18 protein-coding genes are annotated in these 18051 nt (G+C 76.1%); 6 read left to right on the forward strand and 12 right to left on the reverse strand.

The genetic code is table 11. From position 1 onward, the window contains the following. Positions 1–44 precede the first annotated feature (44 nt). The 5 genes from hemC to ABQ292_RS03935 all read right to left on the reverse strand — a co-directional run bounded on the left by hemC (position 45) and on the right by ABQ292_RS03935 (position 5129). Positions 45–980 carry a hydroxymethylbilane synthase gene (gene hemC / locus ABQ292_RS03915; protein WP_369203421.1) on the reverse strand — a complete coding sequence of 312 codons (936 nt, stop codon included), beginning with the start codon at positions 978–980 and terminating at the stop codon, positions 45–47. Then, a complete protein-coding gene (locus tag ABQ292_RS03920; protein WP_369203423.1) occupies positions 977–2341 on the reverse strand; it encodes a glutamyl-tRNA reductase in 1365 nt (454 codons plus the stop codon). Before ABQ292_RS03920 ends, hemC begins: the two co-directional genes overlap by 4 nt. After that, positions 2338–3042 carry a redox-sensing transcriptional repressor Rex gene (locus ABQ292_RS03925; RefSeq protein ID WP_369203425.1) on the reverse strand — a complete coding sequence of 235 codons (705 nt, stop codon included), beginning with the start codon at positions 3040–3042 and terminating at the stop codon, positions 2338–2340. Before ABQ292_RS03925 ends, ABQ292_RS03920 begins: the two co-directional genes overlap by 4 nt. Before the next feature lie 273 nt (positions 3043–3315). After that, the gene (locus ABQ292_RS03930; RefSeq protein WP_369203427.1) at positions 3316–3570 is read right to left on the reverse strand and encodes a glutaredoxin family protein; all 255 of its coding nucleotides are present in this window, start codon (positions 3568–3570) and stop codon (positions 3316–3318) included. Next, entirely contained in the window at positions 3567–5129 is a 1563-nt protein-coding gene (locus ABQ292_RS03935) for an AMP-binding protein (protein ID WP_369203429.1), read from the reverse strand. The genes ABQ292_RS03930 and ABQ292_RS03935 overlap by 4 nt, the downstream gene beginning before the upstream one ends. Before the next feature lie 201 nt (positions 5130–5330). Here ABQ292_RS03935 and ABQ292_RS03940 point away from each other — a divergent pair, with 201 nt between their 5' ends. The 3 genes from ABQ292_RS03940 to ABQ292_RS03950 all read left to right on the forward strand — a co-directional run bounded on the left by ABQ292_RS03940 (position 5331) and on the right by ABQ292_RS03950 (position 8440). Next, a complete protein-coding gene (locus ABQ292_RS03940) occupies positions 5331–6149 on the forward strand; it encodes a sigma-70 family RNA polymerase sigma factor (RefSeq protein ID WP_369203431.1) in 819 nt (272 codons plus the stop codon). Between the two features lie 118 nt (positions 6150–6267). Then, the gene (locus ABQ292_RS03945; RefSeq protein ID WP_369203433.1) at positions 6268–7440 is read left to right on the forward strand and encodes a hypothetical protein; all 1173 of its coding nucleotides are present in this window, start codon (positions 6268–6270) and stop codon (positions 7438–7440) included. Positions 7441–7525: 85 nt separating this feature from the next. Continuing rightward, complete coding sequence (locus tag ABQ292_RS03950) at positions 7526–8440, forward strand: HAD family hydrolase (RefSeq protein WP_369203435.1); 915 nt, start codon at positions 7526–7528, stop codon at positions 8438–8440. Between the two features lie 85 nt (positions 8441–8525). Here the strand turns inward: ABQ292_RS03950 and ABQ292_RS03955 are convergent, their stop codons facing one another. The 5 genes from ABQ292_RS03955 to proC form a co-directional block, all read right to left on the reverse strand. Then, on the reverse strand, positions 8526–9434 hold the full coding sequence (locus ABQ292_RS03955) for a lysophospholipid acyltransferase family protein (protein WP_369203437.1): 909 nt from the start codon (positions 9432–9434) through the stop codon (positions 8526–8528). Further along, on the reverse strand, positions 9427–10545 hold the full coding sequence (locus ABQ292_RS03960; protein ID WP_369203439.1) for an NAD-dependent epimerase/dehydratase family protein: 1119 nt from the start codon (positions 10543–10545) through the stop codon (positions 9427–9429). Before ABQ292_RS03960 ends, ABQ292_RS03955 begins: the two co-directional genes overlap by 8 nt. A gap of 10 nt (positions 10546–10555) precedes the next feature. Continuing rightward, positions 10556–10654 carry a 30S ribosomal protein bS22 gene (locus ABQ292_RS03965; RefSeq protein WP_012854759.1) on the reverse strand — a complete coding sequence of 33 codons (99 nt, stop codon included), beginning with the start codon at positions 10652–10654 and terminating at the stop codon, positions 10556–10558. A gap of 345 nt (positions 10655–10999) precedes the next feature. Next, positions 11000–11341 (reverse strand): helix-turn-helix domain-containing protein, encoded by a 342-nt coding sequence (locus ABQ292_RS26675; RefSeq protein ID WP_239568312.1) that lies wholly within the window; start codon positions 11339–11341, stop codon positions 11000–11002. A 250-nt stretch (positions 11342–11591) separates the two neighbouring features. Beyond that, the gene (gene proC / locus ABQ292_RS03975) at positions 11592–12410 is read right to left on the reverse strand and encodes a pyrroline-5-carboxylate reductase (protein WP_369203442.1); all 819 of its coding nucleotides are present in this window, start codon (positions 12408–12410) and stop codon (positions 11592–11594) included. A gap of 86 nt (positions 12411–12496) precedes the next feature. Between proC and ABQ292_RS03980 the strand changes: the two genes are divergently transcribed. Then, positions 12497–13069, forward strand: a complete 573-nt coding sequence (locus tag ABQ292_RS03980) for a type 1 glutamine amidotransferase domain-containing protein (protein WP_369203444.1) — start codon at positions 12497–12499, stop codon at positions 13067–13069. A gap of 27 nt (positions 13070–13096) precedes the next feature. On the opposite strand, the gene ABQ292_RS03985 is transcribed toward ABQ292_RS03980, so the two are convergent. Together ABQ292_RS03985 and ABQ292_RS03990 are read right to left on the reverse strand one after the other, a co-directional pair. Continuing rightward, positions 13097–13918 carry a hypothetical protein gene (locus tag ABQ292_RS03985; RefSeq protein ID WP_369203446.1) on the reverse strand — a complete coding sequence of 274 codons (822 nt, stop codon included), beginning with the start codon at positions 13916–13918 and terminating at the stop codon, positions 13097–13099. Then, positions 13918–14862 carry a Ppx/GppA family phosphatase gene (locus ABQ292_RS03990; RefSeq protein WP_369203448.1) on the reverse strand — a complete coding sequence of 315 codons (945 nt, stop codon included), beginning with the start codon at positions 14860–14862 and terminating at the stop codon, positions 13918–13920. The genes ABQ292_RS03985 and ABQ292_RS03990 overlap by 1 nt, the downstream gene beginning before the upstream one ends. 116 nt (positions 14863–14978) lie before the next feature. Here ABQ292_RS03990 and ABQ292_RS03995 point away from each other — a divergent pair, with 116 nt between their 5' ends. Together ABQ292_RS03995 and ABQ292_RS04000 are read left to right on the forward strand one after the other, a co-directional pair. Beyond that, the gene (locus tag ABQ292_RS03995; protein ID WP_369203450.1) at positions 14979–15797 is read left to right on the forward strand and encodes a DUF3109 family protein; all 819 of its coding nucleotides are present in this window, start codon (positions 14979–14981) and stop codon (positions 15795–15797) included. Between the two features lie 94 nt (positions 15798–15891). Next, positions 15892–18051: a bifunctional MFS transporter/dTMP kinase gene (locus tag ABQ292_RS04000; RefSeq protein WP_369203452.1), complete on the forward strand. Its 2160-nt coding sequence runs from the start codon at positions 15892–15894 to the stop codon at positions 18049–18051.

Genomic DNA, 18051 nt, shown 5'->3' on the forward strand with positions numbered 1-18051 from the left:
TGCGGGGTCTGCGAGGGCCGGGGCGGTCTGCCCGGCAGGGCGTGTCACCGTGATGCCGCCACGAGCTCGGCGGCGCCGCGGTCGAGCAGCTCGGCGGCCAGGGCGCGGCCCAGCCGTTCGGGGTCGGCGACCGGGCCGCTGGCCGAGTCGCGGACGCCGTCGCTGCCGTCGAGTGCGGTGACCGAGGCGCGCAGGTACAGCTCGGGACCGTCGTCGCCCTCGGCCAGCTCGGCGTAGGCGGCGACCGGCGCGCTGCAGCCGGCCTCGAGCGCGGCCAGCGTGGTGCGCTCGGCGAGCACGCAGGCACGGGCGGCGGCGTCGTCGAGCGCGGCGAGCAGCTCGCGGGTGCGCTCGTCGTCGGCCCGGCACTCGACGGCCAGCGCGCCCTGCGCGGGAGCGGGCAGCACCTGCAGCGGGTCGAGGGTCTCGGTGACCGCGTCGAGCCGGCCGAGGCGGGCGAGGCCGGCGCGGGCGAGCACGACGGCGTCCAGGTCGCCCGGGACGACCCGCGCCATGCGGGTGTCGACGTTGCCGCGGATCGGCACGACCTCCAGGCCGAGGCCCAGCGCGCGCAGCTGGGCGACCCGGCGCGGTGCGCCGGTGCCCACGCGGGCACCGGCGGGCAGCTCGCCGAGGGTCAGCCCGTCGCGGGCGACGAGGGCGTCGCGCGGGTCCTCCCGCGGCGGGACGGCGGCCAGCACCAGGCCGGGCTCGGGCGCGGTGGGCAGGTCCTTGTAGCTGTGCACGGCGACGTCGACGGTGCCCTCGAGCAGCGCGCGGCGGATCGCGGTGACGAAGACGCCGGTGCCGCCGAGCTGGGCGATGGCCGCGGCCGAGCGGTCGCCCTCGGTGCTGATGTGCACCAGCTCGACCGCCACGCCGCTGGCCGCGGTGATCGCGTCGGCGACCGTCTGCGACTGGGTGTGGGCCAGCCGGCTGGCGCGGGTGCCCAGCCGCAGCGTGCCCGTGGTGACCGTCACGACGCACCGCCGGGGCGCAGGTCGTCGGGGTCGACGGTGACCGCCTCGGCCAGCCGCGGGCCGTCGGCGGGGACCTCGGCGTCGATGCCGAGGCCGAACAGCGCGCGCAGCGCGTCGGCGTAGTCGACGCCGCCGGGGGTGCTGGCCAGCTCCTTGACCCGCACGGTCGGCTCGTGCAGCAGCTTGTCGACGACGCGGCGCACGGTGCGGGCGATCTCGCTGCGGGCGCGGGCGTCGAGGTCGGGCAGGCGGGTCGACAACCGCAGCAGCTCGGCGTCGACGACCTCGGCGGCCTGGCTGCGCAGCGCCGACACGGTGGGGGCCACGGCGGCGGCCTGCCGCTCGGCGCGCAGCAGCGCGGTCTCGGCCTCGATGAGCGCGTGCGCGGCGGAGACGTCGTCGGCGGCGACCGACCCCGCGACCGGGTGGCCCGTCCCGGCCGACCGCTCGCCCTGCAGCAGGGCCAGGTCGACGACGTGCACGCCGGGCAGCGCGGCCACACCGGGGTCGACGTCGCGGGGCAGCGCCAGGTCGACGACGGCCAGCGGCCGGCCGGCGCGTCCGGCCATGGCGGTGGCGACGGCGTCGGTGCCCACGACCAGGCCGGTGGCGCCGGTGCAGGTGACCAGGACGTCGGCGGCGGCGATCGCCTGCGGCAGGTCGGCCAGCTCGGCGGTGCCGCCGTCGACCGCGGCGGCCAGTCGCGCCGCCGACTCCGGCGACCGGCTGGCGACGGTGACCAGCGCACCCCGGCGGGACAGCGTGGTGGCGGCCAGCGCGCCCATCGAGCCGGCACCGACGACCAGGACCGGCCGGCCGGCCAGCGGGCCGATGCGGGTCTCGGCGCGGTCGAGGGAGACCGTCACCAGCGACGCGCCGGCCCGGTCGATGCCGGTCTCGGCGTGCACCCGCTTGCCCACGCGCAGGGCGTGCTGGGCGACCGGGTGCAGCTCGCGGCCGACCGTGCCCTCCTCCTGGGCGAGGGCGTAGGCCGCGCGCAGCTGGCCGAGCACCTGGGTCTCGCCGACCACCATCGAGTCCAGGCCCGCGGCCACCGTGAACAGGTGGGCGACGGCCTGGTCCTCGTAGTGGACCGTGACGTAGGGCGAGAGCTCCTCGACGGTGGCGCCGGCCTGGCGGGCCAGCACGCGGCTGACCTCGGAGACACCGCCGTGGAAGCGGTCGACCTCGGCGAAGACCTCGACGCGGTTGCAGGTGGCCAGCACCAGCGCCTCGCTGACGTGGTCGCTCTCGACCAGCTCGTGCAGCGCCTTGACCCGGTCGTCGTCGCCCATCGCGAACTGCTCGAGCAGCGCGACCGGCGCGGTCTGGTGGCTGATGCCGACGGCGAGCAGGCTCATGCCATCCTCCCGACCGGCGTGGCCGGGCGGGTGGCCGCCGGCGACAGCGCGTCGCCGAGGGCGGACACCGGTCCGCGCTGCTTGTCGAGGAACGCGAGGACCTGGAGCTCGACGGAGAGGTCGACCTGGCGGACGTGGACCCCCGCGGGTGCGGTGAGCGCCACCGGTGCGAAGTTCAAGATGCTCCTCACCCCGGCCGCGGTCAGCCGGTCACAGACCGGCTGGGCCACCTCGGCCGGTGTCGCGATGACCCCGATGGTCGCCCGGGTGGTGGCGACGACCTCGTCGAGCTCCTCCATCGGTCGGACCGGCCGGCCCCCGACCTGCTGGCCGACCCGGGCCGGTGAGGCGTCGAAGAGGCCGACGAACTCGAAGCCGCGGCTGCCGAAGCCGCCGTAGCCGGCCAGCGCCGACCCGAGGTTGCCCAGTCCCACGAGGACGCAGGCGTGCGCGGTCTCCATCCCGAGGACGCCGGCGATGCGGTCGCGCAGGGTGGCCACCTCGTAGCCGACGCCGCGGACGCCGCAGGGGCCCAGGTGCGAGAGGTCCTTGCGCAGCCCGGCCGGGTTGACGCCGGCCGCGGAGGCCAGTTCGCCGGAGGAGACGGTGCCGCGACCGCCGTCGGCGAGTCCGCTGAGCACCCGCAGGTACACGGCCAGACGGGCGACGGTGGCCTCCGGGATCCGGGGCCGCGGCTGCATCACAGGGCCTACTCCACAGCGGTCGCGCCCGGACGACGGCGGGAGCCGAGGGGGGCGGACGACATCGGGATCCGGGCGGAGCACCGCCCGGCGACTGCCACGGTAACCGCTTGTGAACGCAGGAACAAAGTCCCGGTGAGCCCCAGGGCCCCGGGCCAGCGCGGATGCGTCCCGCTGTGTCCGAGACCATAGGAGGACCCTCGTGCCCCCCGCCACTCGCAGGCTCGCGGCGGGACCCTGCACGAGGGCCGTTCCCGGCGGGACCGGGGTCGCTCAGGTGATCCCGAGGTCGCGGCGCAGGCGCGGGACGTCGACGGTGAAGTAGGAGTGCTCGCGGCCGTCGAGCAGCACCACCGGGACCCGGTCGCCGTACTCCGCCCGCAGCTCGGGGTCGGTGTCGACGTCGACCTCCCGGCTGGCCACCCCCGCCTCGGCGGCGATCCGCGTGACCGTCTCCAGGGCCGCGGTGCACAGGTGGCAGCCCGCGCGGGTGAGCAGCTCCAGCCGCAGCGGCGGCCCCGCCGTCACCGTGCGCCCCCGTCGTCCCCGGCGTCCCCGGCGTCGTCCCCGGGTCCGTCGGCGGGCAGACCCAGCTCGCGCAGCCGGGCGCGGCTGACCTTGCCGGTGAGCGAGTGCGGGAGGGAGGCGCGGAAGGTCGTCGACGTCGGCACCTTGTACCGGGCCAGCGAGGCCGCCGCGTGCTCGCGCAGCTCGGCCTCGGTGACCCGCGCCCCGGGCTCGAGGACCACGACGGCGCGGACGGCCGACCCGGTGCGCGGGTCGGGCACCCCGATCACCGCGCTCTCGGCCACGGCGGGGTGCGCGTCGAGCACCCGCTCCACCTCGGCGGGGTAGACGTTGAAGCCGCTGACCAGCACGAGGTCGCTGCGGCGGTCGACCAGGTGCAGGTCGCCGTCGTCGTCGCGGTGGGCGAGGTCGCCGGTGGCCAGCCAGCCGTCGGGACCGGGGCCGTCGGCGCCGTCGGGCCAGAAGCCGGCGAACAGGTTGGGGCCGCGGACCCAGATCTCGCCCGGCCCCTCCTCGGTCTCGGCCGGGTACCCGGCGGAGATGTCGCGCAGGACCACCTCCACGCCGGGCAGCGGGCCGCCGATGCACGCCGGCTTCAACCGCCCGGTGGCCAGCGTGCTGGTCACCACGGGACAGGCCTCGGTGAGGCCGTAGCCCTCCCACACCGGGACGGCGGCACGCTCGCGCACCGCCGTCCACGTCGCCTCCGGCAGCGGCGCGGCCCCCGAGGAGGCCATCCGCACCGCCGCGAAGGCCCGCCGCAGTGACGCGTCGCCGCCCTCGGCGTCGGCCACCGCGAGCCACGCCTGGTACAGCGGCGGCGCCCCGGGGACGGCGGTGACCCGCTCGCGCTCCATGACCTCCAGGGTGGCGCGCGGCTCGAAGGCGGGCACGAGGACCGCGCAGGCGCCGGTGGCCGCGACCAGGCCGAAGCCGGCGTTGAGCCCGTAGACGTGGAACAGCGGCAGCACCAGCAGGACCCGGTCGTCGGGCCGCACCGGCGGCGGGTCCACCGCCAGGCACTGCTCCTGGTTGGCCCGGAGGGCCGCGGCGGTCAGCATCGCCCCGCGCGGCCGGCCGGTGGTGCCGCTGGTGTAGGCCAGGAACGCCAGCGCGCCGGGGTCGTCGGGGCGCTCGGGCGGCGGGCCGTCGGCCTCCGGCGGCCCGGCGGTCACCGGCACCCCCGCGACCGGCTCCCGTCCCGTGCCGGCGACGAGCAGCGCGGCGCCGGAGTCGGCGAGGACGTAGTCGAGCTCCGGGTCGGTGTAGGCGGTGTTCACCGGGACGACGACCAGACCCGCCCGCAGGGCGCCGAGCACGGCGCGCAGCCAGTCGACGCCGTTGGGCAGTTGCACCGCCACCCGGTCACCCGGCACCAGCCCGCGGGCGGCGAGGCCGGCGGCGGTCCGGTCGACGAGGGCGTCGAGCTCGCGCCAGCTCAGCCGGGTCTCCCCCTCGACGACGGCGGGGGCGTCGGGTCGCTCCCCGGCCGCGGCCCGGACGAGCGCGGCGAGGCCCGTCGCGGGTCCGGGCACGGTCGTGGCTCCGGGCGTCGTCACGGGCGCCTCCTCGATGGACGGCCGCACACCTTCCGCAGGAGGACGCGGGGGGCACGACTCGACGGGTCGATGTGGACGGAACGCAACGATGTTGTCACCATGAGGAGAGACACGCAGCACCGCGGGCACCCGCCGGACTGCGAGAGCCCCGTCGGGTGAGCCGTCGCGGCTCGGCGGGCCGACGAGGAGGTCCACGCCCGCATGCCACAGTCGCGCCCGGTGGACGAGCGCTCGTCCGCCGTCCCGGCCCGACGGCCCGCCCCCCGTCCCCGCCCGACACCGTTCCCCCGCCACGGCGCGGAGCACCCGCCGGCGGCGGCCGGCGCGCCCGAGGCGGACGCCGACGACGACCCGCTCGTCGCACCGCCGGGTGTCCTCACCGCCGAGCCGAACGTCGTCGCCGAGCTGCCACCCGAGGACGACGGCGCGCTCGCCGCGGAGCTCGCCGGCCTCGAGGCGGAGCTCCCGGCCGGCCACGTCGACGTCTGGGGCCTCGTCCGCAGGGCCCAGGCCGGTGACGCCGAGGCCTTCGGCGGGCTCTACGACCACTACGTGACGCTCGTCCACCGCTTCGTCTTCCACCGGGTCGGCGACCGGGCGCAGGCCGAGGACCTCACCAGCGAGACCTTCGTGCGGGCGCTGCGCCGGATCGACTCGCTGTCGTTCCAGGGGCGTGACGTCGGCGCGTGGCTGGTCACGATCGCGCGCAACCTCATCCGCGACCACGTGAAGAGCAGCCGCTTCCGGCTCGAGGTCACCACCGCGGACATGCGCGACGCCGACCGGGCGACCGACGGTCCCGAGGACGCCGTCGTCGCCCGCCTGACCAACGAGCAGCTGCTGGCCTGCATCCGGCAGCTGGGCGGCGAGCAGCAGGAGTGCATCTCGCTGCGCTTCCTGCAGGGGCTGTCGGTGTCGGAGACCGCCGCGGTCATGGGCAAGAAGGACGGCGCGGTCAAGGCGCTGCAGCACCGGGCGGTGCGCCGGCTGGCCGGCCTGCTGCCCGAGGGGTTGCGGTGACGGATGGGACCCCGACCGAGGGACGCCGCGTGGTTACCGGCGGGTATGCCGTAACGGGCCCTGAGCGGCCTCGTTGCTCCGGTCGACCGCACGTCGACGGATCGACCGGAGGACCCAGGTGAGCCCCAGGCACGGCGTCGCGGGCGGTTCCCGCCGCGCGTCCGTGCACGACCGCGAGGAGGCCGTCGAGGCCCGCCTGCGCGCGCTGGCCACCGACCTCGACGACGAACCGGCCGCGGGCTTCCGTGCGGCCACCCGCGCCCGGCTGGTCGCCATGGCCGCCGTCCGCTCCCCGGAGCCGGTGCCGCGACGCGGCCTGCGCGCACTCGTGTCGCCTCATCGGCCGGCCGGCCGGTGGCGGGCGCGGCTGATCGCCGCGGTCACCGGCGCCGCCCTGGCCGCCACCGCGCTGGGCGCTCTGGTCGCCCTGTCGGCCGACGCGGGGCCGGGCGACGTGCTCTACGGGCTCAAGCGCGGCACCGAGCAGACCCGGCTGGCCCTGGCCGGTGACGAGCGCGGCATGACGCTCCTGGGGTTCGCGACCACCCGGCTCCAGGAGCTCGGCGAGCTCGTCGACGGCGCGACCGGACGACCGCCGGCGGACCTGGTGCGCGACACGCTCGCGACCATGGACGCGCAGACGGTGGAGGGTGCAGCGCTGGTGCTCTCCAGCGCGGTCGACGCCGACGACGCCGCCACGCTGACGGTGCTCAGCGGCTGGGCGCAGGAGCAGGAGCAGGGCCTGTCCGAGCTGCAGCTCGCGCTGCCCGCCGACGCCGGCACCGCGACCGGCCACTCGCTCGACCTGGTCACCGATGTCGGCAGCCGCGCCGGCGAGCTGCAGACGGCGCTCGAGTGCCCCACGGGCCCGCCGACCGCGGGGACCGACGAGATCGGCCCGCTGCCCGCCTCCTGCAAGGCGCCGCCGCCCGCCCCGGCCACCCCCTCCGCCGGCCTCGCCGACCCCGGTCTCCCGACCGACGAGCAGCCGGCCGGGGAGGAGACCCCGGCGCCGTCCTCGGAGGCCCCGGCGCCCACCACCCCCTCCGGCAGCGGCGGCGGAGGTCCCGCGGGCGCGGGCCCCTCCCCGGCACCCACCGGCGGTGGCACGCCAGTGCCGACGACGGCGCCGTCCGTCCCGGGCGGCGAGCCACCCGTCCCGTCGCCCCCGCTCCCCGACGAGGGGGACGACGGCCCGACGTCGACGGCACCCGCCCCCGTCCCCCAAGAGCCGTCCGGGCCGGTCCTGGACACACCGTTGCCCGTCTGCGTCTGGCCGCTGGTGTGCTGAACACCGGGTCCGTCGGGGCCGCGGCGCCCGGCTAGGGTCGCGGAGGTGCCGCCTCCGGGCGGTGGGGAGACCAGGGAGGTGGCCGGTGCCGGGACTGCCGTTCCGGAGCCGCCGGGGGCGGGCGGCCGGGGCCGTGCCGGACGAGGAGACCCGGGCGCACGTCGCCGGTGCCGCGTCCGCCGCCGCCGCGGAGGTCGAGCCCGTCCCGGCCGTCGTGGCGGACCGCACCGCGGCCGCGTTCTTCGACGTCGACAACACGATGATGATGGGCGCCTCGCTGTTCTGGTTCGCCCGCGGCCTGGCCTCCCGCAAGTTCCTGACCTCGCGGGACCTGAAGCGGTTCGTGTGGCAGCAGGCGAAGTTCCGCATCGCCGGCAACGAGAGCGCCGGCGACATGCTCACCATCCGCGAGAGCGCGCTGGCCTTCGTCACCGGCCGCGAGGTGGCCGAGATCGTGCAGGCCGGCGAGGAGATCTACGACGAGCTCATGGCCGACCGGATCTGGTCGGGCACCCGCAACCTCGCCCAGCAGCACCTCGACGCCGGGCAGCGGGTGTGGCTGGTGACCGCGACGCCGGTCGAGCTGGCGCGGATCATCGCCCACCGGCTCGGCCTCACCGGGGCCCTGGGCACCGTGTCCGAGGTGGTCGACGGCTGCTACACCGGCCGGCTGGTCGGCGAGCTCATGCACGGCGAGGCGAAGGCCGAGGCGGTCCGCGCGCTGGCCGAGCGGGAGGGCCTGGACCTGTCCCGCTGCACCGCCTACAGCGACTCGGCCAACGACCTGCCGATGCTCACCCTGACCGGGACGGCGGTGGCGGTGAACCCCGACACCGAGCTGCGCGCCGTCGCCCGCTCGCGCGGGTGGACCATCCGGGACTTCCGCACCGGACGCAAGGCGGCGCGCATCGGCGTCCCCACCGTCGCGGCCGCCGCGCTCACCGGCGGCGTGGTCGGCGGCGCGGTCGCCCGCCGCCGCCGCAACGCCTGGCCGTTCTGAGCGTCGGCGAGACGGCGTTCCGTGCACCGAACGGGGTCTGCCGACGGCTGGTGACCCCGATGGGTGCACATCCCGCCGTGGCGACTCAGCTGAAGACGGAGGTGCGCTGCAGGAGGAGCTGGTAGATCGACTGCTGGATGGTCTCGCGCACCTGGTCGGTGAGGTTGAACACCAGCATCGGGTCCTCGGCGGCCGCGGGGCCGTAGGACGCCGTCTCGATCGGGGCGCCGAAGGCGATCAGCCACTTCGACGGCAGCGGCACCAGCCCGAGCGGGCCCAGGGCCGGGAACGTCGGCGTGATCGGGAAGTACGGCAGGCCGAGGAGCCGGGCGACGGTCCTGGCGTTGCCGACCATCGGGTAGATCTCCTCGGCGCCCACGATGGCGCAGGGGACGATCGGCTTCCCGGTGCGCAGTGCCGCTGTGACGAAACCCCCGCGGCCGAACCGCTGCAGGGTGTACCGGTCGCGGAACGGCTTGCCGATCCCCTTGAACCCCTCGGGGAAGACGCCGACCAGCTCGCCGCCGGTGAGCAGGCGCTCGGCGTCCTCGCTGCAGGCCAGGGTGGCGCCGAACTTGCGGGCCATCGCGCCGACGACCGGCAGGTCGAAGAGCAGGTCGGCGCCGAGCAGCCGGAAGCGCCGCTGCGCCGGGTGGTCGTCGTGCAGGGCCACCGTGGCCATGAGCGCGTCGACCGGCAGCGTGCCCGAGTGGTTGGCCACCACCAGCGCCCCGCCGTCGGCCGGCACGTTCTCGATGCCGTGGGTCTCCACCCGGAACCAGCGCTGGAACAGCGGCCGCAGCAGCGGCAGCAGCACGTGGTCGGTGAGGTCGGGGTCGAAGCCGAACTCGTCGGTCCGGTACTCACCGGTCAGCCGGCGGCGCAGGAACTCCAGCCCGCCGGTCACCTGCTCGTCCCAGGTCGCGTCCGACGGTGGCGGGACGTGCGACTGCTCGTCGTCGGGCCGCAGGCGGATGACGCGCGCCTCAGGCATCGCGCACCGCCCGCAGGCCCGGGGACGCCGGTGCCGGCCGGAGCCGTCCGTGCACCACGTTGCCGACCGAGGAGGTCAGCGACCCGGCGCGGGCCACCAGCGCCTCGGCCCGCGCCGTGACGTCGGCGACCAGGTCGGACGGGACGACGGGCGGCACGGTGCGCGCGTAGTCGTCCAGCGCCGCCTCGGTCGTGTAGCGGGGTGTGTGGCCGAACTCCGTGCGCAGCACGGTCGTGTCGACCACTCGGCCGAAGTTGAGGAAGCGCATCTGTTCCGGGGAGTAGTCGACGAAGCCGAACCGGCGGGTGAACCGGCCCAGCGAGCCCAGGGCGGGCGAGGGCACCGGCAGCTGCAGGCGGCCCAGCCGGCGGATCACCTGCGACAGCAGGAGCGTGCCCTCTCCCCCGACGTTGACCGTGCCCGCGAAGTCGCCGGTGGTGGCGCGGGTGAGCACGCCGAGCGCGTCGTCCTCGTGCAGCAGCTGCACACGGGCGTCGTAGCCGAGGGCGGTCGGGACGACGGGCATGCGCAGGAACCCGGTCAGGACCGAGTCGATCCGCGGCCCGATGAAGTTGGTGAACCGCAGGACGGCGACGTCGACGTCGGGACGGCGGCGCGAGAACGACCGCACGTAGCCCTCGATGTCGAGGCTGTCCTTGGCGAACCCACCCGAGGGCACCCGCCGGGCCTGCATCGCCTCGGCGAAGACGGCGGGGTCGCGCGGCGAGGCGCCGTAGACGGCGCTGGTCGACTTGAGCACCAGCCGGCGCACCGACGGGGCGCGCTGGCAGGCGGCGAGGAGCTGCATCGTCCCGATGACGTTGAGCTCCTTCATCGGCCCCCGCCCGCCGGACCCGGCCGGCGTGGAGCTGATGTTCATGTGCACGACGGTGTCGACCCCCGCCGCGCTGATGACCTTGCCGATCAGCGGGTTGCGGATGTCGGCGCGGACGAACTCGGTGCGGCCGAGGCGGCGGAGCAGCTCGGCCGACGGGGGGACGGTGTCCACCCCGATGACCCGCCCGATGGCGGGGTCGCGAGCGAGCTCGGCCGCCAGCGCACCACCGAGCCACCGGCTCACGCCGGTGACCAGGACGACGGCGGGCGGCACGAGCGTCAGCTCACTTCTTGTTGCGACGCTGCACGCGGGTCTTCTTGAGCAGCTTGCGGTGCTTCTTCTTCGCCATCCGCTTGCGCCGCTTCTTGATGACCGAACCCATGTCCTGCTCCCGACGTCGTGGCCGCGTGGCACGGACCGCAGGGGCGGAACCGGGCGCCACGCGAGTGTGGATCAGCTCGTGTGCGACGGCTCCGGCCGGGGCCGGGGTGTCGCTCGGCGCCCGAGCCTACCCGGCGCCCCCGCGGCGACGCTGCCGCGGGGAACCGGGCCGGACGGATCCCACCCGGGAGGGCCGGGTGGAGGCGCCGGCGACGGGATGGAACGGCCACCTCGCAGGGGCTCGCGCGCCGATCCTGCGAGGCGCGCTCTGGTGAGGTGCTGGTACGGCCGCCTCGCAGGGGCCCGCCGTGAGCCTGCGAGCGGCGGGGGGCGAGGTGGTCCTTCCTCAGGCGATGTCGGTGTAGGCGTCGCGCAGGTAGTCCTGGACGGCGCGCTCGGGGACGCGGAACGACCGGCCGACGCGGACGGCGGCGAGCTCGCCGGCGTGCACGAGGCGGTACACGGTCATCTTCGAGACGCGCATCATGCTGGCGACCTCGGCGACGGTCAGGAAGGTGACCGCGGCGCGCTGCTGCGGGACGGCCGGGCGGCCGACCGGGACGGCGGCCGGGTGCTGCGGGCCGACGGGGCGGGCCATGGCGGCAGCCGGGATCGGGCGGGCCATCGGCCGCGGGCCGGGGACGGCCGGGCGGACGTAGGCGGCGTGGGTGCGCTGGGACATCGTCATGATCATCTCCGGACCTAGCACGCGTCGGGCGTCGGCTTCCCCACCGACTACGGGACACGCACGTGCTGATACAGAGAGTAGGGGGACCGGCGTGACAGAAGCGATGGAAGAAACGGACAGGCGGAACGGTCCGTCCTGGGCAGAACTACACCTAGGCAACTCGCTTCACAGCCGTATCGGCGCGTCGGCAAGCCGCTGTGTCGACTTGGTGACGCAGCGTCCCCCCACGGTGGGGTCGTGGGGGTTACGGTCACCGGCTCCCGTCGGCCCGGCCGAGCTGGACCGAGCGCTGCGCGGCCGCCTCGATCGCCGCGATGAGCGCCGACCGCACGGAGTGGCGCTCCAGCTCGCGGATCCCGGCGATCGTGGTCCCGCCCGGGCTGCTCACCGCGTCGCGCAGCTGGGCCGGGTGCTGGCCCGACTCACGCAGCATCACCGCCGACCCCAGCGCCGTCTGCACGACCAGCTCGGTGGTCAGCGCCCGCGGCAGGCCCAGCAGCACCCCGGCGTCGACCATCGCCTCGACCAGGTAGAAGAAGTAGGCCGGGCCGCTGCCCGACAGCGCCGTCACCGCGTCCTGCTGGTGCTCGGGCACCCGCGCCACCCGGCCGACCGTGGACAGCAGTGCCTCGGCCTCGTCGAGCTCGGCCTCGCCGGCCGACGCCCCGGCGGACAGGACGCTCATCCCCTCGTCGACCAGCGCCGGGGTGTTCGGCATGACCCGCACGACCGGCACCCCAGCCGGCAGGGCGGCCTCGATCGTGGCGGTCGAGGCGCCGGCGGCGATGCTGACCACCAGGTGGTCGGCGGTGACCGAGGGGGCGAGCATGCCGAGCAGGGTCGGCAGGTCCTGCGGCTTGACCGCCAGCAGCAGCACGCGCGAGCGGGCGGCGGCCTCCTCGAGGCCGACGACGTCGACGCCGTAGCGCTGCGCGAGCTCCTCCCCCCGCTCCGGGTGCCGCTCGCAGACGACGACGCCCTCGGGGCCGGACCGCCGGACCAGCCCGGCCAGCAGCGCCTCCCCCATCTTCCCGCCACCCAGGACCGCCAGGCCCCGCCGCTCGCTCATGTCCCTGCTCCCGCCTGTCCGAGGTCCCGGTCGGACCGTAGTGCGCGCGGGTGTGCCGCTCAGCGGGCGCGGGTAGCCGCCGCCGCATGGCAGGAGAACTGGACGGGATGAAGGTGGCCGTGCTCGCCACCGACGGGGTCGAGCAGGTCGAGCTCGAGCGGCCGTGGCAGAGCCTGGAGGAGGCCGGGGCCGAGCCGGAGCTGGTGTCGCTGGCGAGCGGGACGATCACCGCCTACCAGCACATCGACAAGGGCGACGAGAAGAAGGTCGACGCGGTGGTCAGTGTGGCCGACCCCGACGACTACGCGGCGCTCGTCCTGCCCGGCGGCGTCATCAACGGCGACTTCGTCCGCGCCGACGCCGACGCCGTCGCCTTCGTCAAGGCGTTCTTCGAGGCCGGCAAGCCGGTCGCGGCCATCTGCCACGCGCCCTGGGTGCTCGCCGAGGCCGACGTCGTCCGCGGCCGCCGGATGACCTCGTGGCCGTCGCTGCAGACCGACCTGCGCAACGCCGGCGCGAAGTGGGTGGACGAGGAGGTCGTCGTCGACGGCAACCTGGTGACCAGCCGCAACCCCGACGACCTCGACGCCTTCGGCGCGGCGATCGTCGAGCAGTTCGCCCGGGCCGCCGACGGGGACGGCGACGACGAGGACGAGTGAGCCGCGGCCGGACCGTCCACCGGCACCTCAGGTGGCGGCAGCGAGCAGCCCGGCGGCCGGCGCGATGGTGAGCAGCGTCCCGGCGAAGACGAGGACGGCGACCAGCCGCAGGCCCGTGGGCTCGCGCCCGGTGCGCTGCCGCCAGGCGCCGACACCGGCGACCAGGCCGGTCACCGCCAGCGGCGCGAGGACCACCGCGACCTGGGGCAGCTGCTCCCAGACGACGGTGGACAGGAAGTAGATGCCCACCCCGGCGGCCAGGGCCAGGACCAGCTCGGCGGCGAAGCGCAGCCAGGCCACCACGCCCTCGCGGGCACCGAGCGGCTCGTCCTCGAGCAGCTCGGGCTGGTCGCCGCGGATGACCGGGATCGGGCCGGTGGCCGGCGCGGCGTCGCTGCCCGGCGCCCCGGGGACGCCGGGCTTGCCGGAGGGCCGCAGTCCCGGGATGGCCGCCGTGGACGGCTCGGCCGGGCCCTTCGCGACCGCGCGGGGCGGGGCCGCGTCCCGGGACGGCCGGCCGGCCCCGAGGACCCGTCCGGGGTCGCCGGACACCCGCCCGGTGTCGGAGACGCGACCGGTGCCGGAGACCCGGCCACGGTCGGCGACCCGTCCCGTGTCGCGGGACAGCCGGCCGGTGTCGCCGGCGCGGCGGCCGGGGTTGGGCCGGCCGGCGTCGGTGTCGGGATCGCGCTTGCGCTGCCTGATCGGCGTCTCGCCGGTGTCCTCGCCGCGGCCACGGCGGCGGACGCTGCGCGGCGCCTCGATGCCGGCCTCGCGGAGGATGTCGGCCAGCGGCCGCCCGCCGGTCTCCGGGTCGCGTCGTGGGTCGGGGTCCCGGGGCTGAGCCATCACGCGTCTCCCAACGAGTCGAGTCGCCGGAGGATGACGCCCTCCCGCAGCGCCCACGGACAGATCCGCACGGAGGGTAGGTCCAGGGCCTGCATGGCGGCCTGCGCCACCATCGCGCCGGCCGGCACCTGGTGGGCGCGGTCGGGCGACACGCCGCGCAGCTCGGCCAGGGCGCGCGACTCGATCCGCGACACGAAGCCGATCAGCTGGCCCAGGCCGTCGCAGGAGAGCTCCCGGGGCACCCGGAGCCCGGCCGAGTAGGGGGCGGCCCCGGTCAGCCGGGCCAGCGTGCGGAACGTCTTGCTGGTGGCCGCCACCAGGTCCGGCGGCCCGGCGCCCCTGAGCTTCTTCACCGCGGGCTGGAGCACGTCGGCGGCGTGGTCGCCCAGGGCGGTCAGCGCGGCGAGGTCGGGCCGGCCGCCGGTGGCGGCCTCCGGCAGGAAGCGGCGGGTCATGCGGCCGGCGCCCAGCGGCACCGACAGCGCGACCTCGGGGTCCTCGTCCACGCCGCTGGCCAGCTCCAGCGACCCGCCACCGATGTCGAGCACCAGCAGCCGGCCCGCGCTCCAGCCGTACCACCGGCGGACGGCGAGGAAGGTCAGCCGCGCCTCCTCCTCACCGCTGGTCACCTGCAGCGAGACGCCGGTCTGCCGGCGCACCCGCTCGAGCACCTCCATGCCGTTGCGTGCCTCGCGGATGGCCGAGGTGACCAGCGCGAGCACCTCCTCGCAGCCCAGCTTCTCGGCCTGCTCGCACGCCTTGCGCACGGCCCTCACCAGCGCCTTCTCGCCCTCCTTGGACAGCACGTCGTCGTCCCCGACGTGCTCGGCGAGGCGCAGCAGCCAGCGGTCGTCGTGCTGCGCGGTGGGGTGGCCGCCGCGGTGGGCGTCGACCACGAGCAGGTGGACGGTGTTCGAGCCGACGTCCAGCACCCCGAGCCGCATGCGGTCAGTCTGCCGGTCCCGCGGCCACCGGGCTGATCCGGTCAGCAGCCGGCCCTCCGTCGTCGCCGGCGAACAGCGCGGGGCACCGCGCGACGAGGCGTCCCTACGCTGGGGCGGTGCACGACGCGCCCCCCGAGGTCGACCCCGACTTCGCCCGGGAGTGGGTGGAGTTCCCCGACCCCGCCGACCCGGGGCACGTCGTGCGGGCCGACCTGACCTGGCTGGCCTCGGCGTGGACCTGCGTGTTCGGCCGTGGCTGCGCGGGCGTCGTCCCCGGCCGGCCCGACGACGGCTGCTGCAGCCACGGCGCCTTCTTCGCCGACGAGGACGACCTCGCCCGGGTGACCGCCGCGGTCGCCGACCTGACCGACGAGGACTGGCAGCTGGCCCCCGTCGGCCGCGGCGCGTGGACGGAGGAGGACCCCGCAGACGACCTGGCCCCCGACGAGGGCGGCGTCCGCTCGCTGCGCACCCGCCTGGTCGACGGCGCCTGCGTGTTCCTCAACCGGCCCGGCTTCCCCGGCGGCAGCGGCTGCGCGCTGCACCGCATGGCGCTGCGGGAGGAGCTGCACCCGCTGACCACCAAGCCCGACGTCTGCTGGCAGCTGCCGGTGCGCCGCGAGCAGGTGGAGGTCGAGCGGCCCGACGGCAGCACCGTGCTGGTCAGCACCGTGGGTGAGTTCGACCGCCGCGGCTGGGGCCCGGGCGGCGCGGACCTGCACTGGTGGTGCACCGGTTCCCCCGCCGCGCACGTCTCCCCCGAGCCGCTGGTGCTCACCTACGGCCCCGAGCTGACCGCGCTGCTGGGCGCGGCCGCCTACGCCGAGCTGCGCCGGCTGACCGAGTCCCGGCTCGACCAGGGCCTGGTCGCGCCGCACCCGGCCAGTCCCCCACCCGTGCCGCTGACGCTGCACCGACGCCGGCCGGCCGACTGAGCGGGACTCCCCCGGCGGATCGTGGGAGCGCCCGGACGGCACCGTCCGCCACTACCCTGCTCGGGACCACCGCGACGACCGGACGGCGAGGACTGTGATCGACGGACAGGCGGCGGGGCGTGCGGGGTCGTCGGCCAGCGGGCGCGGTCACGACAACGCCCTGCTCGCGCTGGTGCGCATCCCCGTCTTCCGGCGCATGTGGGCGGCGATCACCGTCTCCAGCCTCGGCGACTGGCTGGGCCTGCTGGCGACGACGGCGATGGCCCAGCAGCTCACCAGCGACCAGTCGACGGCGGTGCAGGGCGCGGCGATCTCCGGCGTCATCCTCACCCGGCTGCTGCCCGACCTGGTCCTCGGCCCGCTCGCCGGCGCCCTGGCCGACCGGCTCGACCGGCGCACCACCGTCGTCGTCGGCGAGCTGCTGGCGCTGAGCCTGTACCTGTCGATGGCCGTCAGCTACGAGCTCACCTGGCTCTACGTCGCCCAGTTCCTCGTCGAGGCGGTCGGGTTGTTCACCAACCCGGCCAAGCAGGCGATCTGGGTGGCGATCGTGCCGCGGGAGCGGCTGGCGGTGGCCAACCAGGTCTCGCTGTTCAGCGTCTACGGCGCCGTCCCGGTGGCCGCCCTGCTGTTCGCGCTGCTGTCCACGGTCAGCCGGGTCTTCCCCGGCGGTGGCGACGGCGGCAACGCGCGGACGGCGATCGTCGTCGCGCTGGTGTTCAACGCGGCCAGCTTCGGGCTCTCGGCCGTCACCGTCTTCCTCTCGCGGGCGCTGATCCCGCCGACGGCCACCGACCGCGAGACGCCGGCCAACGTCTTCTCCCTCGTCGTCGAGGGCGTGTCCTTCCTGCGCGGGCAGCCGCTCATGCGGGCCCTCTACGTCGGCGTCATCGGCGCCTTCGGGGCCGGCGGGCTGATCATCGGCGTCGCCCAGCTCTACATCGCGACGCTGGACGCCGGCACGGCCGGCTACGGCGTGGTCTTCGGCATCGTGTTCACCGGCCTGGCCCTCGGCATGCTCGTCGGGCCGCGGATCCTGCCGACGGTGCCGCGGCGCGCGCTGTTCGCCCGCTCCATCGGGCTGGCCGGGGTGGCACTGCTGGCCATGTCGGTGCTGCAGGACTTCGTGCTGGCCACCGGCGCGGCCTTCCTCGTCGGCCTGTTCGCCGGGGTGTCCTGGATCATCGGCTACACGCTGATCGGCTTCGAGGTCGAGGACCGCCTGCGCGGTCGGGTGTTCGCCTTCGTCATCTCCTCGGTGCGCATCGTGCTGCTGCTCGCCGTCGCCGTCGGCCCGGGCCTGGCCGGCCTCCTGGGCACGCACGAGCTGCGCTTCGGCGAACTGGTCCTGACCCTCAGCGGCCCCGGCCTCACGCTGCTGGTCGGCGGCGTCCTCGCGCTCTGCGTCAGCGCCTACGCCGTCCGGCAGGTGGCGCCCCGCGACCGGACCCAGACCCGGACCCGCCTGCGCGACTCGCTGCGGCTGCTGTGGGGCACCTCCGACCTCCTCTCGGCCTCCTCGAGCGGCGTCGGCCTGTTCGTCGTGGTCGAGGGTGCCGACCGCGACCTCACCCGCCGCTACACCGCCGACCTCGCGCAGGTGCTCCGGGAGGACGGTCACACCGTGGTGACCACCCACGAGCCGAGCGACACGGCGCTGGGCCGGCAGGTGCGCCAGCTGCTCTACCCGCCGGCGCCCCCGGCCGGCCGGTCGGTGACCGACGGCGAGGGCCGGCCGGTGGCCGCCTACACCGCGGCGCTGCTGGCCGCCGCCGACCGGGCCGAGCACGTGGCCACGGTGATCCGCCCGGCGCTCAGGCGGCGCCAGGTCGTGGTGTGCAACCACTACGTGGACACCTCGATCGCCTTCCACGGCGCCGGGCAGGGTCTGGACGCCGACCGCATCTTCCGGACGTCGCTGTGGGCCACCCGCGGCCTGCTGCCCGATCTGACCGTGGTCGTCGACTCCCCCGTCACCGCCGGCCCGGCCGACGCCGACGCCGACGCCGTCCGCGCGGCCTTCCTCGCCCAGGCCGAGGCCGCCCCCACCCGTTACGTCGTCGTCCCGGGCGAGCTGCTGGGCGCCGACGCCCCGTCCGGCGGGACCGGGCTGGTGTCCGACGCCGTCCGCCGGCGGATCACCACGCTGCTCGCCCAGCGCCACCCCGAGTCGGGAGGGGAACGGCCGGCCGGCGCGCCGGTGGGCGCGGCACGGACCGGAACTGGGAGCGGGGCCGGAGGCTCCGTAGGCTGA

The sequence above is a fragment of the Geodermatophilus maliterrae genome, from assembly GCF_041018925.1.
Lineage (GTDB): Bacteria > Actinomycetota > Actinomycetes > Mycobacteriales > Geodermatophilaceae > Geodermatophilus > Geodermatophilus maliterrae.